This is a genomic window from Flavobacterium rhamnosi, from assembly GCF_048286515.1.
Lineage (GTDB): Bacteria > Bacteroidota > Bacteroidia > Flavobacteriales > Flavobacteriaceae > Flavobacterium.
On record NZ_JBLVPS010000005.1, the window covers coordinates 13951 to 39433 of the forward strand.

Below are 25483 nucleotides of genomic sequence, written 5' to 3' on the forward strand. Positions count from 1 at the left end.
CGGATTAGATTGCTCGTTTTTTAGGAAATCAGCAAAAGAAATCTTTATAAAATCTTTATATCCTGTTCCGATATATTATAAAATACTTACAACATATCATTTAACTTTGTACTGTTACTAAAAAGTAGTGCTGTGAAAAGTATTTTGAACCAAATAAAAAAAGAAAATCAATACCTAATATGTGTATTGTCGGTAAGTATAGTGGCTTCCTTATGTTTATTCATTAGAGATTATCTGGATTATAGAATTGTAGGTTATTTATTGTTGGTTGTCGTTTCTTTATTGGCTACATTTTTAGATATTTTACCGGTGTTATTGAGTGCCGTTTTAAGTGCTCTAATCATGAATTTTTTATTCATAGAACCGTATTATACCTTTCATATCAGTAGTGCAGAAGATTCCCTATTATTGTTTTTGTTTTTTGTGATTGCGCTAATTAATGGTGTTTTAACCAACAAAATTAGAAAAGCTGAAAAAATAATGCAATTAAAAGAAGTCAGGGTAAATACAATGAAGTTGTACAATGCTTTATTAGACTCATTATCACATGAATTGCGTACACCCATTTCTACAATTATGGGTTCCATTGATACAATACAAAGTAAAACATTAACTGTTTCCGAGGAAAATAAGCAAAAGTTATATTCAGAAATCGAAAAAGCATCTTTACGTTTAAACCATCAGGTGGAGAATTTATTAAATATGTCCAGGTTAGAATCGGGAGTAATACAACCAAAAATGGATTGGTGCGATTTAAAAGAATTGGTTTATAATGTTTTAGATAGTTTGAAAGATGACTTGCAGTTTCATAAAGTTGAAGTTGTTGCCGGTGAAAACCTGCCTCTTTTTAAATTAGATTATGGTTTGACCGAACAGATTATTTACAATTTGGTTTTTAATGCTTCGCAGTATGCCCCAAAAGGAGCTAAAATTGAAATTAAAGTGGAGCACAATCCGGATATTGATTTTGAGTTTAATTCCTCCAAAGCGATGCCTTGTGTAATCACCATTTCCGATGATGGAAACGGTTTTCCTGAAGCCGAAATTGATAAAGTCTTTGATAAGTTTTACAGATTGCAAAATTCAAAAACAGGAGGAACCGGATTAGGGTTATCTATTGTGAAAGGTTTTGTTGAAGCCCAAAATGGTAAAATCACCTTAGAGAATAAAGAAGAAGGCGGGTCAGTTTTTAAAATATGTTTCCCGGCACTAGTAATGAATACAAAAGAGATTTCAAATGAATAATTCAGCCGAAATATTAATCATAGACGATGAAGCTCAAATTAGGAAATTACTCGAAATCGCTTTGGAGTCTAATGGGTATAGCACTATTTTCGCTGTAAATGCAAAGGAAGGGATAGCACTTGCAGCAAATCATCAGCCGGATTTAATTATCTTGGATTTAGGTTTGCCGGACGAAGACGGACAGGTAGTTTTAAAAAGAATTAGAGAATGGTATACAAAACCTATTCTGATCTTAACAGTAAAAAATACCGAAGAGGAAATTGTAACGGCACTGGATAATGGGGCCAATGATTATTTAGTAAAACCGTTTAGAACTCAGGAGTTACTAGCAAGAATTCGCACTGCTTTACGAAATTTAAACCAAAATGAAAATGAACCCATAATTGAGTTTGGTGAAATTTTAATTGATTTTACGGCTAGAATTGTCAAGTTGAAAAATGACATCCTAAAATTAACAACTACGGAATATAACTTGCTTTCAATTTTAGTGAAAAACGAAGGAAGAGTGCTCACGCATCAGTATTTGCTCAAGCAGGTTTGGGGCAATAGCTATTCTGATCAAACCCAATATTTGCGTGTTTTTGTGGCGCAACTCCGAAAAAAAATTGAAGAGGACCCCAACCGGCCTAAATACATCATCACTGAATCGGGAGTAGGGTATCGCTTTAACAGCTGCTAATATTCCCTACTTAGAGTAATCAACTTTAGGTACCAATCAAAAAAGATAAAAATCATTGTATTGTATGTTTAAAACATCACGATAAGGATTTCTATTGTCTAATAATTAATGCGTACTACAATCTAAAAATTAAATTTAAAATGAATAAATCAACGATTCAAAAAGTCAGCGCTGCATCACTTTTGGTTGCACTAGGAATTATTTATGGTGACATAGGGACAAGCCCTTTGTATGTAATGAAAGCCATTATTGGAGAAAGAGCAATATCTGAACTACTTGTTTATGGCGGTATTTCTTGTGTTTTTTGGACCCTTACATTTCAAACGACCTTTAAGTACATATTACTCACACTTTCAGCAGATAACCATGGAGAAGGTGGTGTTTTTTCCCTTTATGCACTTGTAAAACGTTTTGGAAAAGGAAAATTAGTTATTCCCACAATACTTGGTGCAACAACGCTCCTGGCAGATGGAATTATTACACCGCCTATTTCTGTAGCTTCTGCAGTAGAAGGTTTAAGAGATGTAGTTCCCAATATCCCAACGATACCAATTGTAATAGCAATTTTATCAGGACTGTTCTTTTTTCAACGCTTTGGAACTCAAAAAGTAGGTTTCTTTTTTGGACCGGCTATGGTAGTTTGGTTTTCGATGCTTTTTGTATTGGGAGCTGTTCAAATACTAGAACATCCGGCCATTTTAACTGCTTTAAACCCGATGTATGCTTATGAATTGTTAGTAGAATATCCGCATGGATTTTGGTTATTGGGGGCTGTTTTCTTGTGTACAACAGGAGCAGAGGCATTGTATTCAGATTTAGGACATTGTGGAAAAAAGAATATCAGAATCACATGGATTTTTGTTAAAATTGCATTGGTTGTAAATTATTTAGGCCAAGCCGCATGGCTTATGAATCAGGAAAATACGTTTCTTGATGGTAGAAATCCTTTTTATACCATCATGCCGCAATGGTTTTTGCTACCAGGAGTAATCATTGCCACTTTTGCGGCTATTATCGCATCACAAGCTTTGATAAGCGGTTCCTATACGTTAATAAATGAAGCGATGTCTCTCAACTTTTGGCCAAGAGTAGCGATGCGAAACCCAACAAATTTAAAGGGACAAATTTACATTCCATCGGTGAATACAATTCTTTGGGTTGGCTGTATTCTGATGATTTTATATTTTAAAAATTCCTCAAATATGGAAGCAGCATATGGTTTTTCCATAACTATTGCGATGCTTATGACCACGGTTCTTTTAAATTATTATTTGATTTATATAAGAAAGATGAATAGAATTTTGATAACCTTAATCATTACAATTTTTGTCATTATCGAAATTTCATTTTTCATTGCTAATATTGTAAAAATCAAAGAGCGTTGGATGTTTTTGTTCTTTGAACTTTTTATTTTCATGACCATGTATGCTTGGTTTTTTGCCAGAAAAATTAATAATAAATTTCTAAAGTTCACTAATTTAACGGAACATACCAAACAACTGCAGGAATTGAGTAATGACATGGGGATTTCAAAGTATTCAACGCATTTAATTTATCTGTCTAAGGCAGATAGAAATTATGAAGTTGAAGAAAAAATACTGAAATCTATATTTTCTAAAAAACCAAAAAGAGCAGATGTGTATTGGTTTTTTCACATTAACAGAACCAATGATCCTTTTACCCTAAATTATGAAGTTATTGAGCTGTTGGACGATAAGGTCATCAAAATTGTATTGAATATTGGTTTCCGAATTCAACCCAAAGTGGAATTGTATTTTAAGAAAATTGTGCAGGATTTGGTCCAAAACAAAGAATTAAATTTGCACATCCGACCGGATGGCTCTACTAAATACAATGCTGAGCCCGATTTTAAATTTATTATTTTAGAAAAATTCTTATCGGTAGAAAATGAGTTTACAGTTAAAGACGGACTTTTATTAAATTCATATTACATGTTGAAAAATTGGTCACTTTCGGACACAAAAGCCTTTGGACTGGATAAAAGTGATGTTGAAATTGAGGAAGTGCCTTTTGTGTATCAGCCTATTTTAAAATTGGAACTGAAAAGAAAGTAAATTCCAAGATGCAGTGACAGTTTACGGTATACTATCTAAATCGTAAACTGTGACTGATTGTTTTTTTTTTGCAGCCTGAAACATTCAGTAATACCCTTGAAGCTATGAAAGCAATCTAACAGTCATCATTATTCAGGTCTGATTCGTCTTGATTTGCTTTTTTGTAATCATTGTTTAAAAAAGTGGTATACTCCTTTTTATCTTTCTGATTTTTTTTAATAATAAAGACAATCAAAACAATTGCACAAACGGCAAGAATTCCTACTACTATCCAATTGATTTCCATTACTTTTATTTTAAATTAAAGAAACTATTTTTAACTTAATGATGAAATGAACCGCTTAACAATCCGCCATATTCACGGCAATGGCTAAACCACCTTCGGAGGTTTCTTTGTATTTATTGTTCATGTCTTTGGCAGTTTGCCACATCGTATCGACAACTTTATCTAAAGGAACTTTAGCGTTTTTTGGGTCCGTTTCCAACGCTAATTCAGCAGCATTAATGGCTTTTATAGCGCCCATTGTATTTCTTTCGATGCATGGAATCTGAACCAGACCACCAATAGGATCACAAGTCATCCCCAAATGGTGTTCCATTGCAATTTCGGCAGCCATCAAAACCTGTTCGGGAGTTCCGCCCATTAATTCGCATAGCGCTGCTGCAGCCATTGATGAGGAAACGCCAATTTCTGCCTGACAACCGCCCATTGCAGCAGAAATAGTAGAACCTTTTTTGAAAATACTTCCTATTTCGCTGGCTACCATCAAGAATTGTTTGATTTCTTTTTCACCGGCATCATGGTTCTCAATAACTAAATAATACATTAATACGGAAGGAATAACGCCCGCACTTCCGTTTGTTGGAGCAGTAACCACACGTCCTAAAGCAGCATTTACTTCATTTACGGCCAAGGCAAAACAGCTCACCCATTTTAATATTTGACGGAATTTTACTTGGGTCATTCTGATCTGCTCTAACCAGGTTTGGGGGGAATCATAGTTTGCTAAGCCTATGAGGTTTTGGTGCATGTCAAATGCACGGCGACGCACATTTAATCCTCCGGGTAAAATACCTTCAGAATGGCAACCGATATACATACACTCCAGCATGGTATTCCAAATGCGCATTAATTCATGATGAATATTTTCTTCGGAGCGCATTGACTTTTCATTCTCATAAACGATTTCCGAAATCTTTTTATGCTCTTTTGTGCAGTAGTCCAAAAGTTCAGTTGCTTTATCGATTGGGAATGGAAAAGCACATTTTATGGCAATTTTTTTCTTGGCATTGATACGCTCTTCTTTCACTACAAATCCACCGCCAATAGAGTAGAAGGTAGACGAATATTCTTTATCATCCGTTGTTTGAACTGTAAAAGTCAAACCATTGGCGTGAAAAGGAAGGAAGTTTTTATTGAAAATAATGTCTTCTGAAAAATGGAAAGGAATTAGCTTTTCATTTCCAAAATTGATTTCATTGTTATCTTTGATGGCTTTAATAATGCCATCAATACTTGAAACCGGAATGTATTCCGGATCCTGTCCGCTTAAACCCAACATAATGGCCAGGTCCGTTGCGTGACCTTTGCCTGTAAGGGAAAGGGAACCGTATAAATCTACTTTTACGCTGCTTACGGTATGCATTAAGTTTTCGCTTCGCAATTCTCCAAGAAAACGTTCCGCTGCACGCCAAGGCCCAAGTGTATGCGAACTCGAAGGTCCGATACCAATTTTAAGCATATCAAAAACAGAGATACATTCTTCCATAGTATTTAGTAGGTTTTATTTACTGCAAATATAATCGAATGTAATAACGATTGCGAGCCAAAGAAGGTAAATGATGGATATTTAATAAAATTTCTGTTGTATTTTAATTATTATTTAACAGATTGTGATTTTTCTCATTGCTAGGCCTAATTTGTTTGAATAGTAAATGATAGCCAATCGTGTTTGTCGTTTTCTTTTAATCGAAAAAATAAATTCTGATAAACACAATTTTATTGGAAAAGTATAAATTGTAAATAGTTCTAAATCATATCTCAAAAATAATGTATAACTTTGATACACAGTGTATTTGTGTGATAATCGCTTATTTACACCCTCTGTTTTATTTTTTAACTGGGAGTTACCAATTCTTTTCAAATTTTTTATTGTTCAGGCAGAATCCAAAAAACAGCAACTAATTTAATGCTCAAATGGAATGAAAAATTTATTTATACTAGTAATGACTGTTGTATTTACCACTATGGGATTTGCTCAAGACAACAGCAGTAAATCAGGGAGTATGCATGATCAGATGGATACTAAAATGGAGTACACCTGTACTATGCATCCCAATGTTATGGAAGAGCATCAGGGAAAATGCCCTGCCTGCGGAATGGAGTTAGTTAAAGCTGAAAATAAGACCAAAACACATTGCCCAATGTGCAAGGGGAAAACAATGAAGGATGGTAAATGCGCTAAATGCTCTAATTTAGACACATCGCATATAGAGGAAGGACAATCTAAAGACGAACACGTATGCACGTGCTGGCAGGATGGAAGCATGATCCAGGGTAAATGCTCCAAATGTGGCGCTAAAATGGAAGAGATGAAATAAATTTTGCTTACGCATTAAAATTATAGTGCTGTCTTTGCAAGTTCTATATCATCTACACAGCATTGGGAATCTTAAAAGCAGCTCTAATTATCAGTTATTTGCAGGTATACTAGTGTGAATGCGGCAGCTGCCATAATAAGGAATGCTATACTTCCAAGGATATTTGCGGTTCTCCCGTTTGTATAGTCTCCCATTACACTTTTATTGTTTGATATATGCAGAATAATAGCAATTAATACTGGCGCCGTCAAGCCATAAAGAATCGCGGTATACAGCAGTGCTTTTATTGGTGAAATACCGATATAGTTTAATGATAAACCCAATATAAGTGAAATCGCTATAACAATATAAAATGCTTTTGCTTCATGAAATTTTTTGTCCAGCCCTTGTTCCCAGCCAAAAGTTTCGGTAATAATGTAGGAAAGAGAACCACTTAAAACGGGAATTGCCAAAAGGCCTGTACCAATAACCCCGATTGCAAACAGCAGGTATGCTGAATTACCTGCTAATGGTTTTAATGCCATTGCTGCTTGCTCCACAGTTTCAATTTGATGAATACCACTTTTAAACAATACCGTTCCGGTGGTTAGAATGATAAAGAACATGACTACACCGGAAAAGGACATCCCGAAGTCGACGTCTTCTTTCATCTCATTAATTATTTTTTTATTTACCATTAAATGTTTTTTCCTATGCTTCATTTCTTCCACTTCCATGGATGCCTGCCAAAAAAAGAGATAAGGAGAGATAGTCGTTCCAAGGATAGCGACAAGAATGGCGATATAATCTTTGTTAAATTGTATCGTAGGAATAAAGGTTGCCTTTAGTATTTCCATTAAATCCTGTTCGTATAAAAAGGGAACTATTAAATACACCAAGAGAACTACACAGAGGTATTTAAGTGTTGAAGCAATTTTTTGATAGGGTAAATAGACAATTAATACCAATAGAATGATAGTGAAAACAACACTAAAAAAAGTGGCGTCAATAGCGGGGAACAGTAAATTACCTACTGCACCCATTGCAGCAATGTCGGCGCCGATATTCATTACTATAGCGGGAAAACTGAAAAGTAACATGAGATACAAAACGGGTCTTGGATAATTTTTTTTAAGGGTCCCGGTTAAACCTTGCGAAGTAACCAGACCAATTCTGGCGCACATTTGTTGAATCGAAGCCATTAATGGAAAAGCAATAAGCGCAGTCCATAATGTTGAGAGTCCAAATGCAGCACCTGCCTGAGAATAAGTGGCAATTCCGGAAGGATCATCATCACTGGCTCCCGTAATTAAACCAGGTCCTAAGAGTTTCCAAAAACGCACAAACTTGGTTGTTATTCTTTTCTTGGTAACCATTTTTTAATTGCTTTTGAGTTAGTGACTGATAACACAATTGTGATTCGTAAAAGTACAACTATATCCTATGTTTTTAATCTCTTAGTTAGGTACAAAATTTTGAACAATTAAAACTAGAACTTGTAAATTGGCATCAGATTACCACTTTTTGGATAGACGTTTTGTTAATTCCCGGATTAAAAAGGATAACCGATGGCTAAATTGAAAACTAAATTTTCTTTTCTCCAGGTACCACTTCCGAAACTTATTTTATCTAAAACCCAACGTTCGCCATCGGGCAGATACGGTTTCCGAATAGGGAAGGCGAAGTCCGTCCTAAGGATAAGAAAAGAGAAATCAAAACGCAATCCGACTCCTGTTCCAACGGCTAATTCGCTAAGGAATTTTTTAGAAATTTGAGCGCCCGGCTTTTCGGGATTATCTTTCAGCAACCAGATGTTTCCACCATCTACAAATAATGCCCCTTTTATAAAGTCGTATATTTTAGCGCGGTATTCCGTATTAAATTCTAGTTTTAAATCACCGGACTGGTCTGCTAGAAAGGCAGTGGTAGTATTAGAACCATCAAAAGTTCCGGGACCTATCGAACGTGCACGAAAGGCTCTTAAACTATTGGTTCCTCCAATAAAAAACTGTTTTATAAACGGCATTTCACGCGAATTTCCATAAGCGAACCCCGCCCCGACAATAATTCTACTGGCCAGTTGGGAGTCCGGCCCCAGCTTTAAATAATGTCTGAAATCATTTTCTATTTTAACAAATTGGCTAAATGGAACATCAAATAATTTAATGGTGTCCCCTTTTTGGATATTTGCTCCTGTCACTAATCCGGCAATGTTTCCTGCCAGATCGATAGTGCCTTTGTAATAAAATGTGTTTTTCTTTCTTTTTTGTAATGTATTGGTATAGGTGTACGAATACGATGGTCCAAATATTAATTGTTTTTCGATTACTTTCCCCAAAGAGGCATTAGCTAAAATTTGTTCCCGGTATAAAGGAGTTACATTTTGCGGACTGGCATAGGTGATCTCTGTAACATTAAAGAGGTGTTCTTTTCGCTCATTTTCTTTCCATAAATAACCAAAGGAGCCTTTGAATGTTTGTAAGGAATATAATTTTATCCTGTTTTGAAATTCATATCCTATTGTAGCTTTTGTTTTTGGTACAAAACCACTTGCGGGGTTTAGTTTAAAAGGAGATACAAATCGTGGCCAGACCAAATTAGCTTCAGTACCAACGCGATACACATTAAAACCGCTATTTTGACCGGAAACTTGGACTTCCACACCACCAAATGCGGAAATGGTAAGCAATTCTGCACCTCTAAAAGCATTTCGGTTACTCCAGTTAAAATTCAGTTCTGTCCCGGTATAATTAGCGGAATTGGTTTTTGCCAGTACTTCCATCCGAATTGATTTTTTCGGTAACGGAGTAAGGTAATAATAGGCATCCAGATAATTTCCAATCGTATCAGAAGCTCTAAACTGATTTTTCACAAATTTGAAAGTACCCAAATTCACTAAGCGATTCAATGATAAATTATGATCGGTACGATTGTATAAATCTTCTTTTTTGAAATACAATGCCCGATCAAAAACGCGTGGTTTGAATAAGTTTTCAGGATCTATAATGGTAAAATCGTTGTATTTTTTGATCGAGTTGTAATCAATTTTCAAACTGTCAGAGGCAATGGAGTAGTTTGGATAAACAATGATTTTATTAATTTTGAATGGCGTTTCGGCTAGTTTGGGTGTTTCGTCTTTTACTTTTACGATGAGATCAACCTGATGATCGGCAACGGTACTGTCTACCTGAACTTTGAGGTAATCGGGATTAAAGTAAAAGAAACCTTTTTCTTTTAGTCTGGCGTCAATTCGAATTCTTTCCAGTTTTATAGCATCAAGACTGTATCCCTGATCTTTTTTTAACAGACTTCGGCGTCTGGTATTGCGAACAGCATTTGAAATTAGAGAGGAATCTGTTGGGAATTTCACTTCTCTGATTTTATATTGTCTTCCCGGTTTTACACTATATTCCGCAGTTGCTCTTTTACCTTTCCTGGTTGAATCTGCGGTGGTTTTCGCATTGAAGTAGCCACTGTTTTCGGAGAAATTTTGTACTACACTTTTACTGTATTCTAAATCGACCTGACTGTATAACACGGGTGGTTCTCCCACTTTGGTTTTCAGCCAATGGCGCCATCCTTTTTCTTTTTTGGGTGTTCCGGCTAAATTGTAGATGTATAATTTCGGACGTAATCCTAGAAAGGAGGAGTTGGGTTTTGGTCTGATAATTTCTTTTAAAGCCGTTTTCAAAGCTTTATTTTCTTTCTTCGAAGTATCATTTCCTTCCACTTTTACTTTTGCACCAATGTAAAGAAGATCCCCTTCGGGTAAATATTTTGTATTGCTGCACGATGTGGCAAACAATGCTAAAAAAAGAAAATATAGTAAATGGGTCTTATTCATCAGATTTCTTTTTTGATTCCTTTTTTAATTTTTTAGCTGCTTTTTGTGCTTCACTTTTACGGAATAATTCCTTGAATTTATTGTAATCCAAAGTGATTATAAAAGCAATTCCGGTCTCCACAACTTCGCCTTGAAGTGCCACCTGATATTTGTTTAGTCGGTATGCTCGCATTTTATATCTTCCGTCTTTTGAAAGCTGGTAATCAATAGAAACATCTCCGGCAATATTATTTGCATTTTGATTGACTTGTTGCGGTCCTTCAATCCCAAAACTACTTCCGACGGTAACTTTTAATCGATCGTTCAGTAATTTTTTGGAGATGCCTACATTCAAATCGGTTCTGTTTTCGCGCTGCCCGGTAGTATAATCGTCAGAGGTATTCAAATCAAAATTAAGTTCTACGCCACTGATTAAATCTTCTGCGAGATTATTTAGTTGTTGCGATAGAATTTTACTGGCACTTTCCCTGGCTATTGATGAAACGTTTGTTCCGCCGGTTTCGCTGGCAAATGGATTCTCTCCGATAAAACGATTCAGTAAGAGTAAGGCAAAAACCTGTTTGTTCAATTCATCCGGCTGTTGTCGTAATTGGGTCAGTTTAGTTTGCGTAGTATTAATGATTTCAGTCGAAACACTATTGTTTCCTTCCGGTAAAACAATATCAAAAGAAATGGCAGGTTTCATTAATTCACCAGTCATTTTTAATCTGGTTTCAAAAGGAAGCTTTTGCTTGTAGGTATTTCTCACTGTTGCAGTAATATCATCCCCTAACTGGTCATTCACTAAATCAATTGGGGCTGCTTCCGTTTTATAGATTGCTGTGATATTAATATCTGCTGTTGTAGGTTCTCCGGTCCATAGGATATAACTTCCTTTTTTGATATCGAATTTTCTTTTAATAGCATTGAAATTCATTTCATAACTACCTTCAGATAATTCATATCTTCCGGTCAGTGTCGTTTTTCCGGAAGGGTCAATTCCACCATTCAATTGTGCTTCTCCTTTTAATTTTAGGAAATCTCCATTGGCTTTGTCAATGACCAGTGATAATTCGGCCTCTTTATCTATTTCAATGTTTACCGAAGCATTGATTCCTTTTATCTCCATTTCACTGTTCAATTCATCAATGAGGATGGTCTCGCTTAATTGCGGCTGGTCTTGGTCAATGAATTCTACAATTCCTTCTCTATCGGCAATTGACGGATCAGATTGTGGTATGACAATAGTAAATTTAGTGTCTTTGTTTATTTTGATACTTCCATCCACAATAGGGTTCTCAAAATCACCTGATATTCTTAAATGATTGTCTAAGTATAATTCACCATAGTACTTAGCATTGTCTTTAGCTTTAGAATTGATGGCTTTAAAATTGTCAGCATCTAAGGCTAAATCAAAACCAAAATTTCTGAAATTCTCACTATTGATTTTTCCGTTGATAGTTAGATCGTTGTCTTTCTCATCTTTGATAATAAAATTATCAAAAATAATTGCATCGCTTGTAAATACGATTTTATCATTAATTGATTTGAAATTTGAATTGAGTTGTGTGGCTTTGAAACCAACATCATTGAATTGCAATTCTCCAATCACTTTAGGCTGTTTTGTATTTCCTGTTATTTTGAAATTTCCAGTCAAATAACCGGTGCTTTCCTTGATGTTATCCAATGTAAAACCCTGAATACTTTTTAAATTCAGTTTTTCAATAGCCAGATTCATATCAAAACTGCCTTCGTTTGTTTTGTAAAATCCGTCCAGATTGACCTGATTTCCCTGGCCTGTAATTCCAACTACGGCATCATATTGATTTGCAATTGCATTATTTACTTTTATCGTGATGTTACCGACGGTGTCTTTTTTGAAAGTAAAATTTTCAATATTCAGATCTGAAACAAAAAGTGGTGTTGTACTAATGTTTTTTACCAATGCGTTCCCATTGATTTTACCACTCATTTGTAAATCCTTTTTTTCAACCATACTGGTAATGGTTTTTATATCAAAATCCTTAAAATCAATTGCGATAGGGGCATTCACATTATCAGATTGGGACTGGATCCGGATGCTACTGCCGTCTTTACTCAATTCGAAATTATCAGCATAGATTCCTTTTTTGCCAAAACGGATTAAATTGTCTTGCGATATCTTCCAGGATTCATAGTTGAGTAACAGATTATTTGGATCAAGACTTATTTCATTATTTCCGTTTGTTGCTTGTAATGTACCGGTTATCAGGTACCTTTCTACGTCTTTTATATCTTTTAACTGCACTGTGTAATCCAGGATGTTTCTTTCGACTTTTCCTGAAATGTTCGTATAAGGCAACTGAATTTGTTTGTTTTGGATATCATCTACAATCAAAGTGTATCTAAGAGCTTTGTCTTGAGTATCTACTTTTAGCGTTGCGTTTGTAACGGTATTTTCGCCATACGTTAATTTTGGAATCGCACCGCTGAGGACAATAGAATCGTTTACCGAATTGTATCTTCCATCTATAGTAATAGGTTCAAGGCTTTTTAAGTCAGGAATAAGTTTCAATAGAATGGGACTGTCTTTTACACTAACTTTAAAAGCAAAATGTTGTTTTTCAACAGCTGTTTTTCTGGAACCGGGGTTGCCGTCGTAATATTTAGCAATAGAATTCCTTAAGGCAGTCGCTATTTTTGATAATTTGTATTTTCCATTTACTTCGGCATCCAAAAATGGAGATTTCAATAACACTGTATTTTTTTCAGAAGTGGATGTAGCAAAGACATTAATAGAATCAATTACAAATTGTTCATTCGCATTGGCTATAGTGATGCTGTGTGCATTTACCGTTCCGTTAAGGTAATCTAGATTAGCCGATTGAATATCGGCATCTACAACGCCTCTTATTTTCATTGGACCTGCATGCAGATTCAGTTTTTCTAAATCGGCGATGTCAACATTCAGTTTTAACTTACCGGTGGGATATTTATCTCTGAAACTCCCGCTGCTGACCATATCAAAAGTAAGATTAGGATCTTTTGCAACAGCAGTTGCGTTGAAATTTCCACTGCGAATCGTTCCTTTTACGTTCAGATTCTTATACGTATATTTATTATAATAGGCTTTTAGTATCGTTCCGTTCAAAGAAGCTGTTGCTGTTTTTGGGTTGAAACCAATTCCTTTTATATTTGCTTTTAAAGTGACTTTTCCAATAGAATCATTTTTGATGAATTTCCCTAAATCGAAATTTGTCAGCTCCGTTTGCGCATTGTATTTCTCCTGGTTTTTTATTCTGCGGTCGTAGGTGCCTGTAATTTTGGCATTTCCAAAACTAGTTATCAAATTCATATTGGTGTTGAAATTGGCAATAGTTCCTTTGAAAGTTCCTACTGCACTGAACTTCGATGGCAACTGTATTGAGTTAGGAATCGTTCCCGGAGGTAGGAATCCATTAAAATCCTTCGAGCCAGATTGTAAGTCCTTAATGTTCAGATCGAAGTAGGCTTTGTTTACATCAGGCAAACCAATAATTCTTCCGCTTGCAGCTACTTTTGTAGTTCCAATACCGCTAATGAGTATATTTGGAAATTCAAGATTTTTTAATTTTCCTCTAATGATCCCATTTACGAGCAGTACCGCATTGGGATGGCTCATAAAAGGATTTGTGTTTAGTAAAGTAGGCGCAAAAAGTAAAATATCCTTAACGCCTAATTTACTTTTCTTTAAATAAGCCGTAAGCCCTAATTCGCCTGGATTTTTTGCTAGTGATTGGATAGACGGATACCCAATTCTGATTTCATCCCTCAATTCTGTTTGAGGCGTTTTTAAATATAATTTTTTAAGAAAGGCATTCTTTTTACCGTAGAAAAATTCAGCGTTAAACGATTGAACATTTAGTCCGCTTTTGTCTTTAAAGGTTAACGAATTTACGTCTCCGGAGATGTTTTCGGTATTGTAATTTAAGAAATCAACCTGCAAATTTAAATTGGTAATATTCAAATGGTTGTAGTCGATTCCTTTCTGAGTTGCAATATTGTCATTGTCATATCGAAAGGTAACTCGTTTAAATTCCGTCTTATTTACTTTGACTTCCCAGTCGTTTGATTCACCGGTAACAGTTTCTTTTTTTATGTTTTTTATGTCTTGTTTGCCAAAAGTCAAATCACCTTCTACACCAACCAAATCAATACTTTCAACTAATACTAATTGATTGTAAAGATCAATTTTGTCAATTTTAGCTAATAGTTTTTTAAAGTAGAATTTAGTGGATAATTTAGTTTCCTCACTTTGATAATCGAAATCAATTTTTGCCAGATCAATTTCTCCTAATTTTAATTTTAAGATCGAGTCGGGAGTGTTTTTAGCGGCGGCCACTTTGGTTGCTTTAGATATTTGAACCAAACCTTGTTTTAATTTAAACTTTAGCCCATTAATTTTAGCTTTTGGAATTTCAAAGTTCATTTTGTCTAAATCGAACGTTTTAATTCTCGTTTCAAAGTGATTTAGAGTAGCAATTATATCATTTTTTGTAACGGCATCGGTATACTTAAAATGTATTCGGTTCAGCTTAATTTCTTCTAGGGAAAATTGCATCGGGGGTGAATCGCTTTTTTGTTTCTCTGGTGAAGCAAATGCCTTAACGATATATTCAAAATTAAAAATGGCTTTGGAATCTCTGTTTAAATTAGCTGAAATACCTTCCATTTCCAAGAAATTAATTTCGATTTTGTTGTTCATTAGTTGCAAAAGGCTAATGTCAACAGCTAATTTCTCACCAGCAAAAAGGGTGTCTTTTTTTTGATCTTCAAAATAGACGCCTTCAAGAATTACTTTTTTGGGAAGTCCGATTTCGATTCGGTCAATAGAAATTTTTGTTTTAATTTTTCCTTCCAGATACGATACCGCTTTTTCTTTAGCGTAATTTTGAACAGAAGGGATTTGAATGGCCACAACCAGTAGTAAGAACAACAAGAGTACTGATCCTATTATCCAAAGGAAAATCTTTAAACTTTTCTTTAAGTATTTTTTCAAATGGTCTTGTTTTTAGGTCTAAAATTAACCAATTTAATCCAGAATAGCAATTGCAATCGTAAACAGAATTATCCGCAAAGGTGAAAAATATAAAAAGAAATTTATTACAAAGTTTGTAAAATTTATTGTAAAATTTTTGGATGACAATAAAAAGCGATACGCTCAGTTTATGTTTTATAGGTCGGAATTTCGTTAAAATTCTCGGCTTGTTTTTCATCTAATAAAATGTCTTTAATACCCATTAGCATCGCTTTATTTGAAGTGAAAAGTTCTCGATTGAAATTGATAACAGTTGTAATGTCTATGTTTTCAATTGGAGCCAGTTGTGCTTCAGTATAAAAGGCGTTGAGGGCTGTGGTGTAATTTTTTTGAATCGTATCAAATAAAGAGGCCAGTTCTTCAAAGCTGGCTGGTTTTTCTTTATTAAGTAGCGCATTAAATTTCAGATAGAGATTTTCAGTTTCATTTTTGTGATGCAGGAAAAATTGATATTTAATGTCTTTAGAGGAATGACTGAGATTCGTAATATTACTTCCGATATCTTTCACACTTTTCACAGCGTGCATGGAACTTCTCCCCGCAGAAATTAATTGGTTGAGTTCAGAATTTTGTTCGCTATCTAATTTTGTTCTTAATTTCAAATAAAAAGCCTGTAATTCGCCTTGCAGCTGTTTTAGGAATTCATATTTTTCTTCACTAGTTTTTGAATCAAAATCCCTATGCTTATTAATTTCTTTGTACTCTATTTGTTCCTTAAGTTCCAGCATGTTGATTTTGAATAATTCCAAATTAAAAAGCATCGAATTGTGAATAAAATAGCCCGTTTCTCTTCGGAATAAATCCAAAGCCGTTTCTGGCTCCGAGATGGAAGCGTGTCCTATAAAAGCGGCTGTCGAGCCATCCGTATTTTTGAAAAAACGTTCCAGAAATTTCGTGAATAAATCCAAAACAGGAAGAAATAATAGAATGGCCAGCAGGTTGATCAGGCTCGAAAAAGTCACCAGGCCAATAAGCGGATCTTTGATTTTTATAATATCAGTTATCAGTAACAGAATTGGCTTTAATAGCGCAAAAGAAATTGCGGTGATGAAGATGTTGAATAACAAATTGCCCAATGCAACTCGTTTTTTGGATGCATTGCCACCAATTGCACTTAAGATAATTTTAATTATTGTACCGGTTTCGGACCCTAATACTATTGCAGCTGCCATAGGAAAGTCAATCGCTCCAGCATTGAGAGCACTCAATGTAAGTGCCATGGTAACGGAACTCGATTGAACAATCAATGTGATTAAAAAACCAATAAAAAGAAAAACCAGGAGTGGCATCGTTGCATAGGGCGAAAAATCAAAATGCTGTACCTGCGCTTCCATAGCCGTTTTCATAAAAGAAAGACCGATGAACATTAATCCAAATCCCAAAAGAAAGTAAGAGACGTATTTTATTGTCTTACGGTTTCCAAGAAGGATTAGAAGAAAACCACCTAAACAAACTGCCGGATAGGCAATCACTTCAATATTAGTTTTAAAACCAAGGGTGGCCACTAGCCAGCTTGCCAGCGTAGTTCCCAGATTCGCACCCAGAATTATAGCCATGGCATTTTTCATTGTAAAAACACCAGCACCCACAAATGCCAAAACCATCATCGAAACCATAGAACTGCTCTGAAGAACACTAGTTACTATTGTTCCACCGGCTACAGCGCCGAGATTGTTTTTTGTGATGCGCTGAAGAAACAGTTTGAAACTTCTTCCAGAGAGATTTTTCAGGGATTCCTCCACCAGATACATCGCAAAAAGAAATAAACCTACTCCAGCTGCGAGTTTTAGTATTGTATTGAGTGTTTCCATAGCTTTAAATAACACTAAGATACTTAAATTTATTAGTAAAATCTTTATAAAAGAACCAAACTCATCTATTATAAAATTACAAAGTGTTTCCTAATCTTAAATAAAAAAACTACAACTTTTTTAGAATTGTAGCATAGTTTATGAAATGGCTGAGTTATGAATATTAATAATCGGAATAGTCTGTCGGATACAAAAAAGTAATGTCTATGTGGGAAATATTGTTTTTATATTTTTCCATAGCCAGTAGCCCTTTCCATTCCGGTGAAGCTGAAAAGGCTTTCCAGTGCTCGTCTCGTTTTGCCTGATCTGCAAAGGTGGTCATGTACATCAAGTTTGGCATCTTGGCTCCGGAAATTACTTCGCCATAAAAAACAGCATTAAATCCAAGTCGGTCAAAGAGTTTTACTTCTCCACCGGCATTAAACATATCCACTTTATTTCTATAAATCGCTTCGGTTGCTGATTCGTAACTTCTTAATTCATACACTCGGTCTGCTCTTGGAGTAGTCAATGCAGGAGTTGTCATCGTGGGATGATCTGAAAATGCTTTCAATAAAACCGATTCGATGCGTTGATAAGGTGCCTGTTTATAGGATGCATTCAAGTAATCCGCTCCGGCAGCCAAATAGACTTTATCTTTTGCTAGTTTTTCTTCTAATCCAAGAAAGTTTGACATCGATGAAAAAGGAATTAATACTATAATCTTTTTTAACGAGTCAGCAGCAGTTGGTTTTGGTTTGAACACGCCAATAGTTTTAATTCCCAGTTTTTTCAATGCTGGCAAATATGCTTCTTTCAAGAATTTATCAGTGGCCTGTTCTTGCTCTTTCGTATTTAAAATATAAGTTTTGAGTTGGTAGAATTCTCTTAACTGAACTGGGGTTTTAGAATCAGGTGTCGTACTCTTAAAGCTAGTAATGACTATGCTGATAAGTACTAGAAATAGTAGTTTTGTTGCTTTCATATTTTTGTTGTGGCGTTGGAAGTTAAAACGTATTTAGTTTATAAAAGTATAAAAAAAAGCATCACTTTTTTTGAATTGCATAAATAGATATTATCTGATTTAAGAATTTAATAAAAGTAAAGAGGAGCTAGTAATAAAGGAAACAATCGTATTTAGCGCCAATTTCAAATTGGTATATTTACAAGATGAAATTTAAAGTATACAGTGCGTTGTCTTACCAAACCATTGCTGCGACTACCTTTGTTTTTAATATACAGGCAGCAAAATCATCAGGCCAAATAGTTGTTTCAGAATCTATTGTCGTTACACCTGCCATTAAGGTGGAGGAGTTTACATTGAAAAATTCGCATGCGCGATTTGTGAAAATGGAAGTGGAGCAGGGTTTGTTTTTTACGATAACATATCAAGCTGAAGTCGATGTTCAACATACAATTATTGATGAAAAAGTACTTTTGAAGTCAATACCCATTATAAAGTTGGACCACGAAGTATTGCCTTTTATTTCTCCTAGCCGACATTGTGAGTCGGATAAATTATTAGAATTTGCCACAAAAGAATTTGGATATTTGCCCAATGATTATGCCAAAGCAAAAGCCATTAATGAATGGATATTCAATACAGTCGAGTATAAATCAGGGACCACTAATTCGAGTACTTCAGCCTGTGATACGCTATTGCACAAGGTAGGGGTTTGTAAAGACTTTGCACATTTAGGAATTGCGTTATGCAGAGCCTTAGATATACCGGCGCGCTATTTTACCGGATATGCCTACAACCTTAATCCTCCTGATTTTCATGCTTGTTTTGAAGCGTACATTGGCGGACGATGGATATTTTTTGATCCTACAAAATTAGCTGTCTCCAATGGTTTAGTAAAAATAGCGAATGGGAAAGATGCCTCTGAAGTAGCTGTAGCCAGTTACTTTGGAGCGGTTAATTGTACTTTTATGAAAATCGAATGTTATCCCAGTGCAGATGATTTTATGCCTTTTACTGCTATTAAAATTGAAGCGATTTCTTACGAGTGAATTACTATTGCTTTTTAGAAGCTTTTAGTCTATTATCTTTCGTACTGTGATTCGGTTATCATCTCCCATTTTCCAGACTTCACCAGATAAAGAAACATTCTCCCCGATTTTAAATTGACGATATTTTTCTGCACTTCCAAGATTTGGAATGCTGATTGTCGCAAAATAGGTTGTTCCTTCCGCTGTTTTTATTTTGGCAGTATAGCCATCTTTTCCTTTTTCGATAGTTTCTACAATTCCGGTAATTTTAGTTCCGGCATCGTTCTTTTTATTCAGTTCTATTATTTCTCTAACAGTAATTTGCTTTTCTTTTCCCATTTTCCAAACCTCTCCTTTTACAATTATAGCATCTCCAATTTCAGCTTGTTTGAATAATTCGGGATTTCCCAGGTTAGGAATACTAATTGTTCCGTAATATATCTGGCCTTTTGAATTTTCAATTGTCGCGGTATAACCGTCTTTCCCTTTCTGAATTGCAGAAACTTTACCACTAACGGTAGCTGTTTTTACTGATGAACACGAAGCAAAGCTAATAATCATTAGGCTTAAAATACTTTTCTTTAGTGGAAATAATTTCATGTTTATTTGTTTTCTTATGGTGTAATAATCGATAAATGTATCATTATTTTTACAAATGTAATGCGGTATTGATACTGCATTTTTATGTTTAAGCGAAACGAACTTGTAAATTCGAAAGCCGGAACACTGGTTTTACTTTTGAATAATTTGCTAAAAGACTGTGGGTCTTCAAAATCAGGTTGGTAGGATAGTTTCCCAGCAGGCAAAGAAGTAGTATAGATTTATTTGGATTTTTCAATTAATGTATCGTCAATGTGCTTGTGTATTTTTCAGGCCTGTTGCAACAAACCCGAATAATTTTTAATTTAAAATGGAAATACTACTTTGTTTCAAGAATGATTAGTTCAACGCTGATTTCTCCATCGGAAAATCAAAGGAGATGGGGATAAGAAAAAGTAGCTTCCTTTTGGATGATATCTAGTAACAGTTTTAGGGTAATAAGTTACGTTTAAATTTCTCAATTTGTCTCTGATGCCGTAAAATATGGACGATTGCATGCTCCATTAATTGTTCGATATCATAAAGTTGTTCCCAAGAAGTTATTATTTTTTTTGATTGGTCAAATTGTTCCAGTTCAGCATCTTCAATTTCGTTAAAAACATTTTCGGTATATACAATCAACTTGTTCAAGTCTTCTAAATAGTCCTTGATACTTAAATGAAAAGCTTTATCAGGTCGTTGCATCTCATGTCCCTTCAGGTTATGGATGTAGATCACATAACTGTAACCGGAACTTATCACGTGCGATAAAATGGCCTGGATTGATTTACAATTCTCATCTGTTGTTTCCTGGTCTATGATATTGGTCAAAATAGCGTCAGGAATATCTTCGATGACTTTTTTGAAATCCGAGATTGCCTGTTCATATACGTCAAGCAATGCTCCAACGCCCCCTTGTCTATACATTTTTTCCATCTTTATTTAAAATATAATTTGTCTAATTAGGATTCATTGATTGGGTTATCTAAAAATCACACAAAATGTAACTACTTGAATTTTAAGTAAATGTATGGTTTTAATTACTATTTTTCTCTTTATATCTCGTTAAAAATGGAAAAGAAAAAGCCTTACTAAAGGATACAAATTACACTCTATCCGTAAATATATGTGATTTAGTCTTAGTTTTTTTACAGAGCTATGAAATCTTCACTTTTAGGTAAAATGAAGTTATTTTGCTTTAAGGCTGTTTCTGGTGCATTTTCAGAATCAAAATTGACGTAAAGCATATGGATCAGATAAAAACGGAATGAGCTAAGAGTAAACGTTGCTTTTTGGAGGTTTATTTTTAATAATTAAATAAAGTAATTTGGGAGTTTTTGGATTATTTAATCAAAAGAATTAATGTGGCCTGTCTTTTGCATTGAGAAAAGAGATTGTTCAATTCCGGATAATAGAAAACAACTCATGCCTATGAAAAAATTAATCGTAATGCTATTGCTAACTGGTGGTATGTATGCTCAGGAACAGGTTTTTAATGTCCAGCGGTATTGCATAGACGAACAGCCTTTTAGAAAGGGAGAATGTGACACTACAGGAAACGAGTATTCTTTCGTGTTCTTAGATGCTAAAAAGAGCAACGTAGTATTCTTTCTTACCGAAATGAAATTGAAATATAAAATTATTAAATCAGCAGTTTTTTCTTCCGATCCTAACTATACGGTTTATTCTCTGGAAAATGAAAAAGAAGAAGTAGAGATGAGAATAAATAAACAGAACACAAAGATTGAATTTCTGTATCCCAATAATCACATTTATTTAACGGTAGGAAAATCCACTAAGGGCGTAAATTAAATTGTCTAAAAAAAAACAGCTTTAAACAAATTTTGTTTGCTGCTGTTTTTTAACTTGACTTTGTGTAACTCTTTTAAAAATTGCTCTCGTTGATTGTCTCAAAAAGAAGCGATGTGATTGTCAATTTGATAAAATCCCGTAACAATTTTTTTAATAGATTCGTTGTAGAGCACAGTATAATGTTGTTTTAAATCCATTTGTTTAGGTGTGTTTTTAGGGTTTGAGCACTTTCAGTTTTCTCGAATCAAATCTGGTTTTTCTTTAGGTGATCATATCCCAAAGCAACTCATAAGTGTCATTGATAACCTTATCTTGTTTGGATTTTGAAAATTGTTTTGCAACTAAATATTGATTGATACTGAAGGTATGCCCACTGATAAGTGTGAAAACTAGGTTAACATCTGTGGGCTTTATGATTTTGTCTTTTATTCCTTTTTTCAAAAGGCCCATAATTGGTTTAATGTGTTTCTGAATTTCTTCTTCGGCAATTTGTTTTAAGTAAGGTGAAGAGTTGAATTGTTCAATGAAACGGAACTCTGTCTTGTATTTTAATGCCCAGTGCAGTGTAGCAGAATAATAGCCTTTCAGAATTCCTTTCAATAATTGTTCGTCTTTAATTGTTTCTGAAATGTGTTCATTCAGCCGGCTTTTAATAGTAATATATAAAGCCTTGACCAATTCGTCTTTTGTAGGAAAGAAGTAAAATAAGGTACCGCTGGCAATGCCTGCTTCTCGTGCAATTTTACTTGTTGGCGTATCGTGGAAGCCAGACTCAACAAATAGCTGGAGTGCCGCAGCTAATAATTTTTCTCTCTTATCCATTAGTAAGATTATGTTTTTTTTTAAGCTTAAACCACTAAACGGACTTCAGGTTCGATTATTGTAATTCTCATGCAGTCATTGCTTTGTTCAGCAGTGCTTGATTGTGACTATTGTAAACCTTTCCACCATTGGGAAAACTGTTGTGTTGTATCTTTTAAATTAACTTGTTCACCAATCATCGGTGTAATGATGTTTAGGTTTTCTTTTTTGTTATTTTCTATTATCAATTCCAGAGGTTCATACCAAGGGTGATTGCCGAGCGCAAATTTTGAACTGTGGACGGGAAAAATTCGTTTGGCGTTTAAGTCTTTTGCTGCCTGCAAAATTTCATCTGGCATCAAATGAATGTATTTCCAGCTCTTGTCATATTGACCGTTTTCTAAAATAACTAGATCAAAAGCTCCAAAAGTCTTCCCGATTTCAGCAAAGTGTTGGTCGTAACCACTGTCCCCGCCGAGGAAAATTTGCATCGTTGGCGTTTGTAAAACATAGGATGTCCAAAGTGCCTTATTTCGGGTTAGTCCGCGACCTGAAAAATGTCTGGCAGGAACCGTATGTGCGGTAAAGCCTTCGTCTAAAACTATTTTTTCATTCCAGTCTTTTTCAATTATTTTGTTGGGTTCAAAACCCCAATATTCAAAATGTTCACCGGTGCCAAGTCCGCAGATAACTTTTTTGATTTTGGGTTTTAATTGCAAAATTGTTTGATAATCCAAATGATCCCAATGGTCGTGAGAAATAAAAAGGTAATCAATTTGAGGAATATCGTTAGTTGTGTAACGGTCGGTTCCCCTGAATGCTTTTGTTGAAAATGAAAACGGAGAAGCAACGCCACTTAAAACAGGATCTACTAAAATACGTTTTCCGTCAATTTGAATATAGTAGGAGGAATGTCCGAACCAAACTAAAATATTTTCCTTTAGGTCTAAATTGAGAAGGTCTGTCTTTGTGGATGGAATTTCAGCGACTGGTGAAACATTCTTGTTTTGTCCGAAAAAGAACTCTTTACCAACGGTATAATAGTTTGCACCTTCTGTAAGGTCAGGAGTAATGCTTTGGTTTTGAAAAGAGCCATTTTTGTAATTCGGAGATTGTTTAATTCGCTCCAATCTTTTCCCTGTGGGCAATTTACCAAATTTGGCCTGTTTTAAATATTTAAATACACTCATTACGAATAAGAGAATTAAAGAAATTGAAATGAATATCGGTTTTGTTACTGACTAATCAGTCAGCAAATGTAAATCTATTTATTAAACTGACAAAATAAATCAAAAAGTTATTTCATCACCCTTCATTTTGGATGCAAAACACAAATGCCTCCACTGTGATTTGTTTTTTAAGTGTTAATTGTCTTACAATCAGAGAGTGTGTTGTTAAATGACGGTTGCCGTTTTTGGCGCGGTGGTTCATCGCATTTAACAAAAAAATAGTATGGATTAAAAATCCGCGCGTTTGTGCTATCGAAATGAGCACATCCGTGCGGATTAAATTTTAAATAATTGTCAATTATTTAGGATTTTGAAATCTCTTTTAATATTTTTTTTCCATTTTCATTTTTTGGATCAAGCTCCACGGATTTTTTGTAATTTGTAATAGCAAGGTTTTTATCTCCGTTTTTCAGATACGCTTCTCCCAAACTGTCGTATGTATTTCCTGATTGCGGAAATGCTTCAACATTTAGTTTAAAAACTTCTATTGCTTCTTTTTCTTTTCCGGTGTTTAATAATTGATATCCTGCATTGTTCATTTCATTTTCATTGATAGCGTAGACAGTTGAATTTTTATTTTCTTTAAAATATTCCAGACCAGAGGCGATTCCTTTTTCCATAATAATATCTACTAAAGCGGTAGCAAGCGATTTTTTAGGCAAACTGTATGGTTTGTTGTATAGGATATTTCTAATGGCTTTATTCATCTCATTTAAGTTCGTACTACCTGTATTGTTTAATAATACAACTAGTTTTTTATCAGACGGAATTTGAGAAAACAAAGTGTTAAATCCATTTATTCCACCACCATGTTCAATAATAGTCAAGCTTTCTTTCTTTTCTCCAGTAAAGGCTTTATTGATAAACCATCCGTAACCATAATGTCCCGGTCCTGCAGGGATATAAGAATTAAATAATAAATCTTTGTATTTTTTAGAAAGCAATTGTTCTGTATAAAGCGCTTGGTCCCATAAATACAAATCGTCTACAGTAGAATATAAAGAACCGGCAGCGTAGGGGATAGACAGGTCCAAATAAGCAGCATTTTTATAGTTTTTACCGTTTTTCTCATAGCCTGTGGCTCTATTTTTAAGAATAGTTTCATGATGATCGTATCCTGTATTACTCATTTTGAGCGGTGTAAGAATATTGTCGTGCAGGCACTGCTCATAGCTTTTGCCAGAGACTTTTTCCAGGATGTAACCCAATAAAAAATAACCGGAATTACTGTAAGCAAATTTTTCACCTGGCGTAAATTCCAGAGGCGAGTCCGCAAACACTTTTAAAAATGCCTCCGGGCTATACGTGTTGATGCTTAAATCTTTCTCGAAATTCGCAAATGAAGTATAATTTGGAATTCCTGATGCATGGGTAAGTAAGTGGTGGATAGTAATTTTATCACCCGATGCTTTTGGATAGTTAGGAAGATACGTTGCGATTGGGGCATCTAATGTTAATTTTCCCTGCTCAGCTAATTGAACAATCAACACAGCGGTAAACTGTTTGGTAACGGAACCCAATCTGTGTTTTGTGTCTGACTGATTGGGAATATTCCATTCCATATTTGCCATTCCAAATCCCTTTTTATAAATAACTGTACCAGCATCAGCGACAAGTACTGAGCCATTAAATTGGCCGTACTCCGAATATAGATTCATCAGCTTATCGATTTGATCTGTTTTGGTTTGTCCAATACAAACCGATACTGCAGTTACTTGAATGAATAAAGCAATTAGGATTGTCTTTATTCTAAAATGATTGGAAGGTTGTTTCATAATGGTTGTTAGTTTAAGGGATTGTTATCTAGATCTAGTTACTATTC

18 protein-coding genes are annotated in these 25483 nt (G+C 34.8%); 6 read left to right on the forward strand and 12 right to left on the reverse strand.

Going from position 1 to position 25483, the window contains the following annotated elements:
* Nucleotides 1–132: 132 nt before the first annotated feature.
* The 3 genes from ACNQGN_RS05595 (at nt 133) to ACNQGN_RS05605 (ending at nt 3999) form a co-directional block, all read left to right on the forward strand.
* Nucleotides 133–1245 (forward strand): sensor histidine kinase, encoded by a 1113-nt coding sequence (locus ACNQGN_RS05595; protein ID WP_417986862.1) that lies wholly within the window; start codon nt 133–135, stop codon nt 1243–1245.
* On the forward strand, nt 1238–1924 hold the full coding sequence (locus ACNQGN_RS05600) for a response regulator (RefSeq protein ID WP_417986863.1): 687 nt from the start codon (nt 1238–1240) through the stop codon (nt 1922–1924). Before ACNQGN_RS05595 ends, ACNQGN_RS05600 begins: the two co-directional genes overlap by 8 nt.
* A gap of 140 nt (nt 1925–2064) precedes the next feature.
* Nucleotides 2065–3999, forward strand: a complete 1935-nt coding sequence (locus tag ACNQGN_RS05605; RefSeq protein ID WP_417986864.1) for a KUP/HAK/KT family potassium transporter — start codon at nt 2065–2067, stop codon at nt 3997–3999.
* Between the two features lie 115 nt (nt 4000–4114).
* Here the strand turns inward: ACNQGN_RS05605 and ACNQGN_RS05610 are convergent, their stop codons facing one another.
* Entirely contained in the window at nt 4115–4285 is a 171-nt protein-coding gene (locus ACNQGN_RS05610; protein ID WP_417986865.1) for a hypothetical protein, read from the reverse strand.
* A gap of 55 nt (nt 4286–4340) precedes the next feature.
* Entirely contained in the window at nt 4341–5768 is a 1428-nt protein-coding gene (locus ACNQGN_RS05615; protein ID WP_417986866.1) for an L-serine ammonia-lyase, read from the reverse strand.
* A 457-nt stretch (nt 5769–6225) separates the two neighbouring features.
* Between ACNQGN_RS05615 and ACNQGN_RS05620 the strand changes: the two genes are divergently transcribed.
* Nucleotides 6226–6600 (forward strand): heavy metal-binding domain-containing protein, encoded by a 375-nt coding sequence (locus ACNQGN_RS05620; protein WP_417986867.1) that lies wholly within the window; start codon nt 6226–6228, stop codon nt 6598–6600.
* Between the two features lie 83 nt (nt 6601–6683).
* Here ACNQGN_RS05620 and ACNQGN_RS05625 read toward each other — a convergent pair whose 3' ends face one another.
* The 5 genes from ACNQGN_RS05625 to ACNQGN_RS05645 form a co-directional block, all read right to left on the reverse strand.
* A complete protein-coding gene (locus ACNQGN_RS05625; RefSeq protein WP_417986868.1) occupies nt 6684–7955 on the reverse strand; it encodes an NRAMP family divalent metal transporter in 1272 nt (423 codons plus the stop codon).
* Nucleotides 7956–8131: 176 nt separating this feature from the next.
* Complete coding sequence (gene tamL / locus ACNQGN_RS05630; protein WP_417986869.1) at nt 8132–10423, reverse strand: translocation and assembly module lipoprotein TamL; 2292 nt, start codon at nt 10421–10423, stop codon at nt 8132–8134.
* Nucleotides 10416–15419 (reverse strand): translocation/assembly module TamB domain-containing protein, encoded by a 5004-nt coding sequence (locus tag ACNQGN_RS05635; protein ID WP_417986870.1) that lies wholly within the window; start codon nt 15417–15419, stop codon nt 10416–10418. Before ACNQGN_RS05635 ends, tamL begins: the two co-directional genes overlap by 8 nt.
* Before the next feature lie 167 nt (nt 15420–15586).
* Entirely contained in the window at nt 15587–17269 is a 1683-nt protein-coding gene (locus ACNQGN_RS05640) for a Na/Pi cotransporter family protein (protein ID WP_417986871.1), read from the reverse strand.
* Between the two features lie 163 nt (nt 17270–17432).
* The gene (locus ACNQGN_RS05645) at nt 17433–18233 is read right to left on the reverse strand and encodes an NIPSNAP family protein (protein ID WP_417986872.1); all 801 of its coding nucleotides are present in this window, start codon (nt 18231–18233) and stop codon (nt 17433–17435) included.
* A gap of 185 nt (nt 18234–18418) precedes the next feature.
* On the opposite strand from ACNQGN_RS05645, the gene ACNQGN_RS05650 reads away from it, so the two are divergent.
* Nucleotides 18419–19261: a transglutaminase-like domain-containing protein gene (locus ACNQGN_RS05650; protein WP_417986873.1), complete on the forward strand. Its 843-nt coding sequence runs from the start codon at nt 18419–18421 to the stop codon at nt 19259–19261.
* 24 nt (nt 19262–19285) lie between these two features.
* Here the strand turns inward: ACNQGN_RS05650 and ACNQGN_RS05655 are convergent, their stop codons facing one another.
* Nucleotides 19286–19840 (reverse strand): OB-fold nucleic acid binding domain-containing protein, encoded by a 555-nt coding sequence (locus tag ACNQGN_RS05655; protein WP_417986874.1) that lies wholly within the window; start codon nt 19838–19840, stop codon nt 19286–19288.
* Nucleotides 19841–20269: 429 nt separating this feature from the next.
* Nucleotides 20270–20755: a DinB family protein gene (locus ACNQGN_RS05660; RefSeq protein WP_417986875.1), complete on the reverse strand. Its 486-nt coding sequence runs from the start codon at nt 20753–20755 to the stop codon at nt 20270–20272.
* Between the two features lie 495 nt (nt 20756–21250).
* Between ACNQGN_RS05660 and ACNQGN_RS05665 the strand changes: the two genes are divergently transcribed.
* Complete coding sequence (locus ACNQGN_RS05665) at nt 21251–21631, forward strand: hypothetical protein (protein WP_417986876.1); 381 nt, start codon at nt 21251–21253, stop codon at nt 21629–21631.
* 261 nt (nt 21632–21892) lie between these two features.
* Here ACNQGN_RS05665 and ACNQGN_RS05670 read toward each other — a convergent pair whose 3' ends face one another.
* From ACNQGN_RS05670 to ACNQGN_RS05680, 3 genes are all read right to left on the reverse strand, one after another.
* On the reverse strand, nt 21893–22453 hold the full coding sequence (locus ACNQGN_RS05670; protein WP_417986877.1) for a TetR/AcrR family transcriptional regulator: 561 nt from the start codon (nt 22451–22453) through the stop codon (nt 21893–21895).
* 107 nt (nt 22454–22560) lie between these two features.
* Nucleotides 22561–23622 carry an MBL fold metallo-hydrolase gene (locus ACNQGN_RS05675; protein ID WP_417986878.1) on the reverse strand — a complete coding sequence of 354 codons (1062 nt, stop codon included), beginning with the start codon at nt 23620–23622 and terminating at the stop codon, nt 22561–22563.
* Between the two features lie 341 nt (nt 23623–23963).
* Nucleotides 23964–25436: a serine hydrolase gene (locus ACNQGN_RS05680; protein WP_417986879.1), complete on the reverse strand. Its 1473-nt coding sequence runs from the start codon at nt 25434–25436 to the stop codon at nt 23964–23966.
* Nucleotides 25437–25483 lie beyond the last annotated feature (47 nt).

Excerpts from the sequence above, each read along its gene's own strand:
- ACNQGN_RS05680 (WP_417986879.1), bottom strand. The coding sequence starts at position 25,436 with ATGAAACAACCTTCCAATCATTTTAGAATAAAGACAATCCTAATTGCT.
- ACNQGN_RS05660 (WP_417986875.1), bottom strand. The coding sequence starts at position 20,755 with ATGGAAAAAATGTATAGACAAGGGGGCGTTGGAGCATTGCTTGACGTA.
- ACNQGN_RS05615 (WP_417986866.1), bottom strand. The coding sequence starts at position 5,768 with ATGGAAGAATGTATCTCTGTTTTTGATATGCTTAAAATTGGTATCGGA.
- ACNQGN_RS05665 (WP_417986876.1), top strand. The coding sequence starts at position 21,251 with ATGAAAAAATTAATCGTAATGCTATTGCTAACTGGTGGTATGTATGCT.
- tamL (WP_417986869.1), bottom strand. The coding sequence starts at position 10,423 with ATGAATAAGACCCATTTACTATATTTTCTTTTTTTAGCATTGTTTGCC.
- ACNQGN_RS05620 (WP_417986867.1), top strand. The coding sequence starts at position 6,226 with ATGACTGTTGTATTTACCACTATGGGATTTGCTCAAGACAACAGCAGT.
- ACNQGN_RS05625 (WP_417986868.1), bottom strand. The coding sequence starts at position 7,955 with ATGGTTACCAAGAAAAGAATAACAACCAAGTTTGTGCGTTTTTGGAAA.
- ACNQGN_RS05640 (WP_417986871.1), bottom strand. The coding sequence starts at position 17,269 with ATGGAAACACTCAATACAATACTAAAACTCGCAGCTGGAGTAGGTTTA.
- ACNQGN_RS05650 (WP_417986873.1), top strand. The coding sequence starts at position 18,419 with ATGAAATTTAAAGTATACAGTGCGTTGTCTTACCAAACCATTGCTGCG.
- ACNQGN_RS05645 (WP_417986872.1), bottom strand. The coding sequence starts at position 18,233 with ATGAAAGCAACAAAACTACTATTTCTAGTACTTATCAGCATAGTCATT.
- ACNQGN_RS05600 (WP_417986863.1), top strand. The coding sequence starts at position 1,238 with ATGAATAATTCAGCCGAAATATTAATCATAGACGATGAAGCTCAAATT.
- ACNQGN_RS05670 (WP_417986877.1), bottom strand. The coding sequence starts at position 22,453 with ATGGATAAGAGAGAAAAATTATTAGCTGCGGCACTCCAGCTATTTGTT.
- ACNQGN_RS05655 (WP_417986874.1), bottom strand. The coding sequence starts at position 19,840 with ATGAAATTATTTCCACTAAAGAAAAGTATTTTAAGCCTAATGATTATT.
- ACNQGN_RS05605 (WP_417986864.1), top strand. The coding sequence starts at position 2,065 with ATGAATAAATCAACGATTCAAAAAGTCAGCGCTGCATCACTTTTGGTT.
- ACNQGN_RS05675 (WP_417986878.1), bottom strand. The coding sequence starts at position 23,622 with ATGAGTGTATTTAAATATTTAAAACAGGCCAAATTTGGTAAATTGCCC.
- ACNQGN_RS05610 (WP_417986865.1), bottom strand. The coding sequence starts at position 4,285 with ATGGAAATCAATTGGATAGTAGTAGGAATTCTTGCCGTTTGTGCAATT.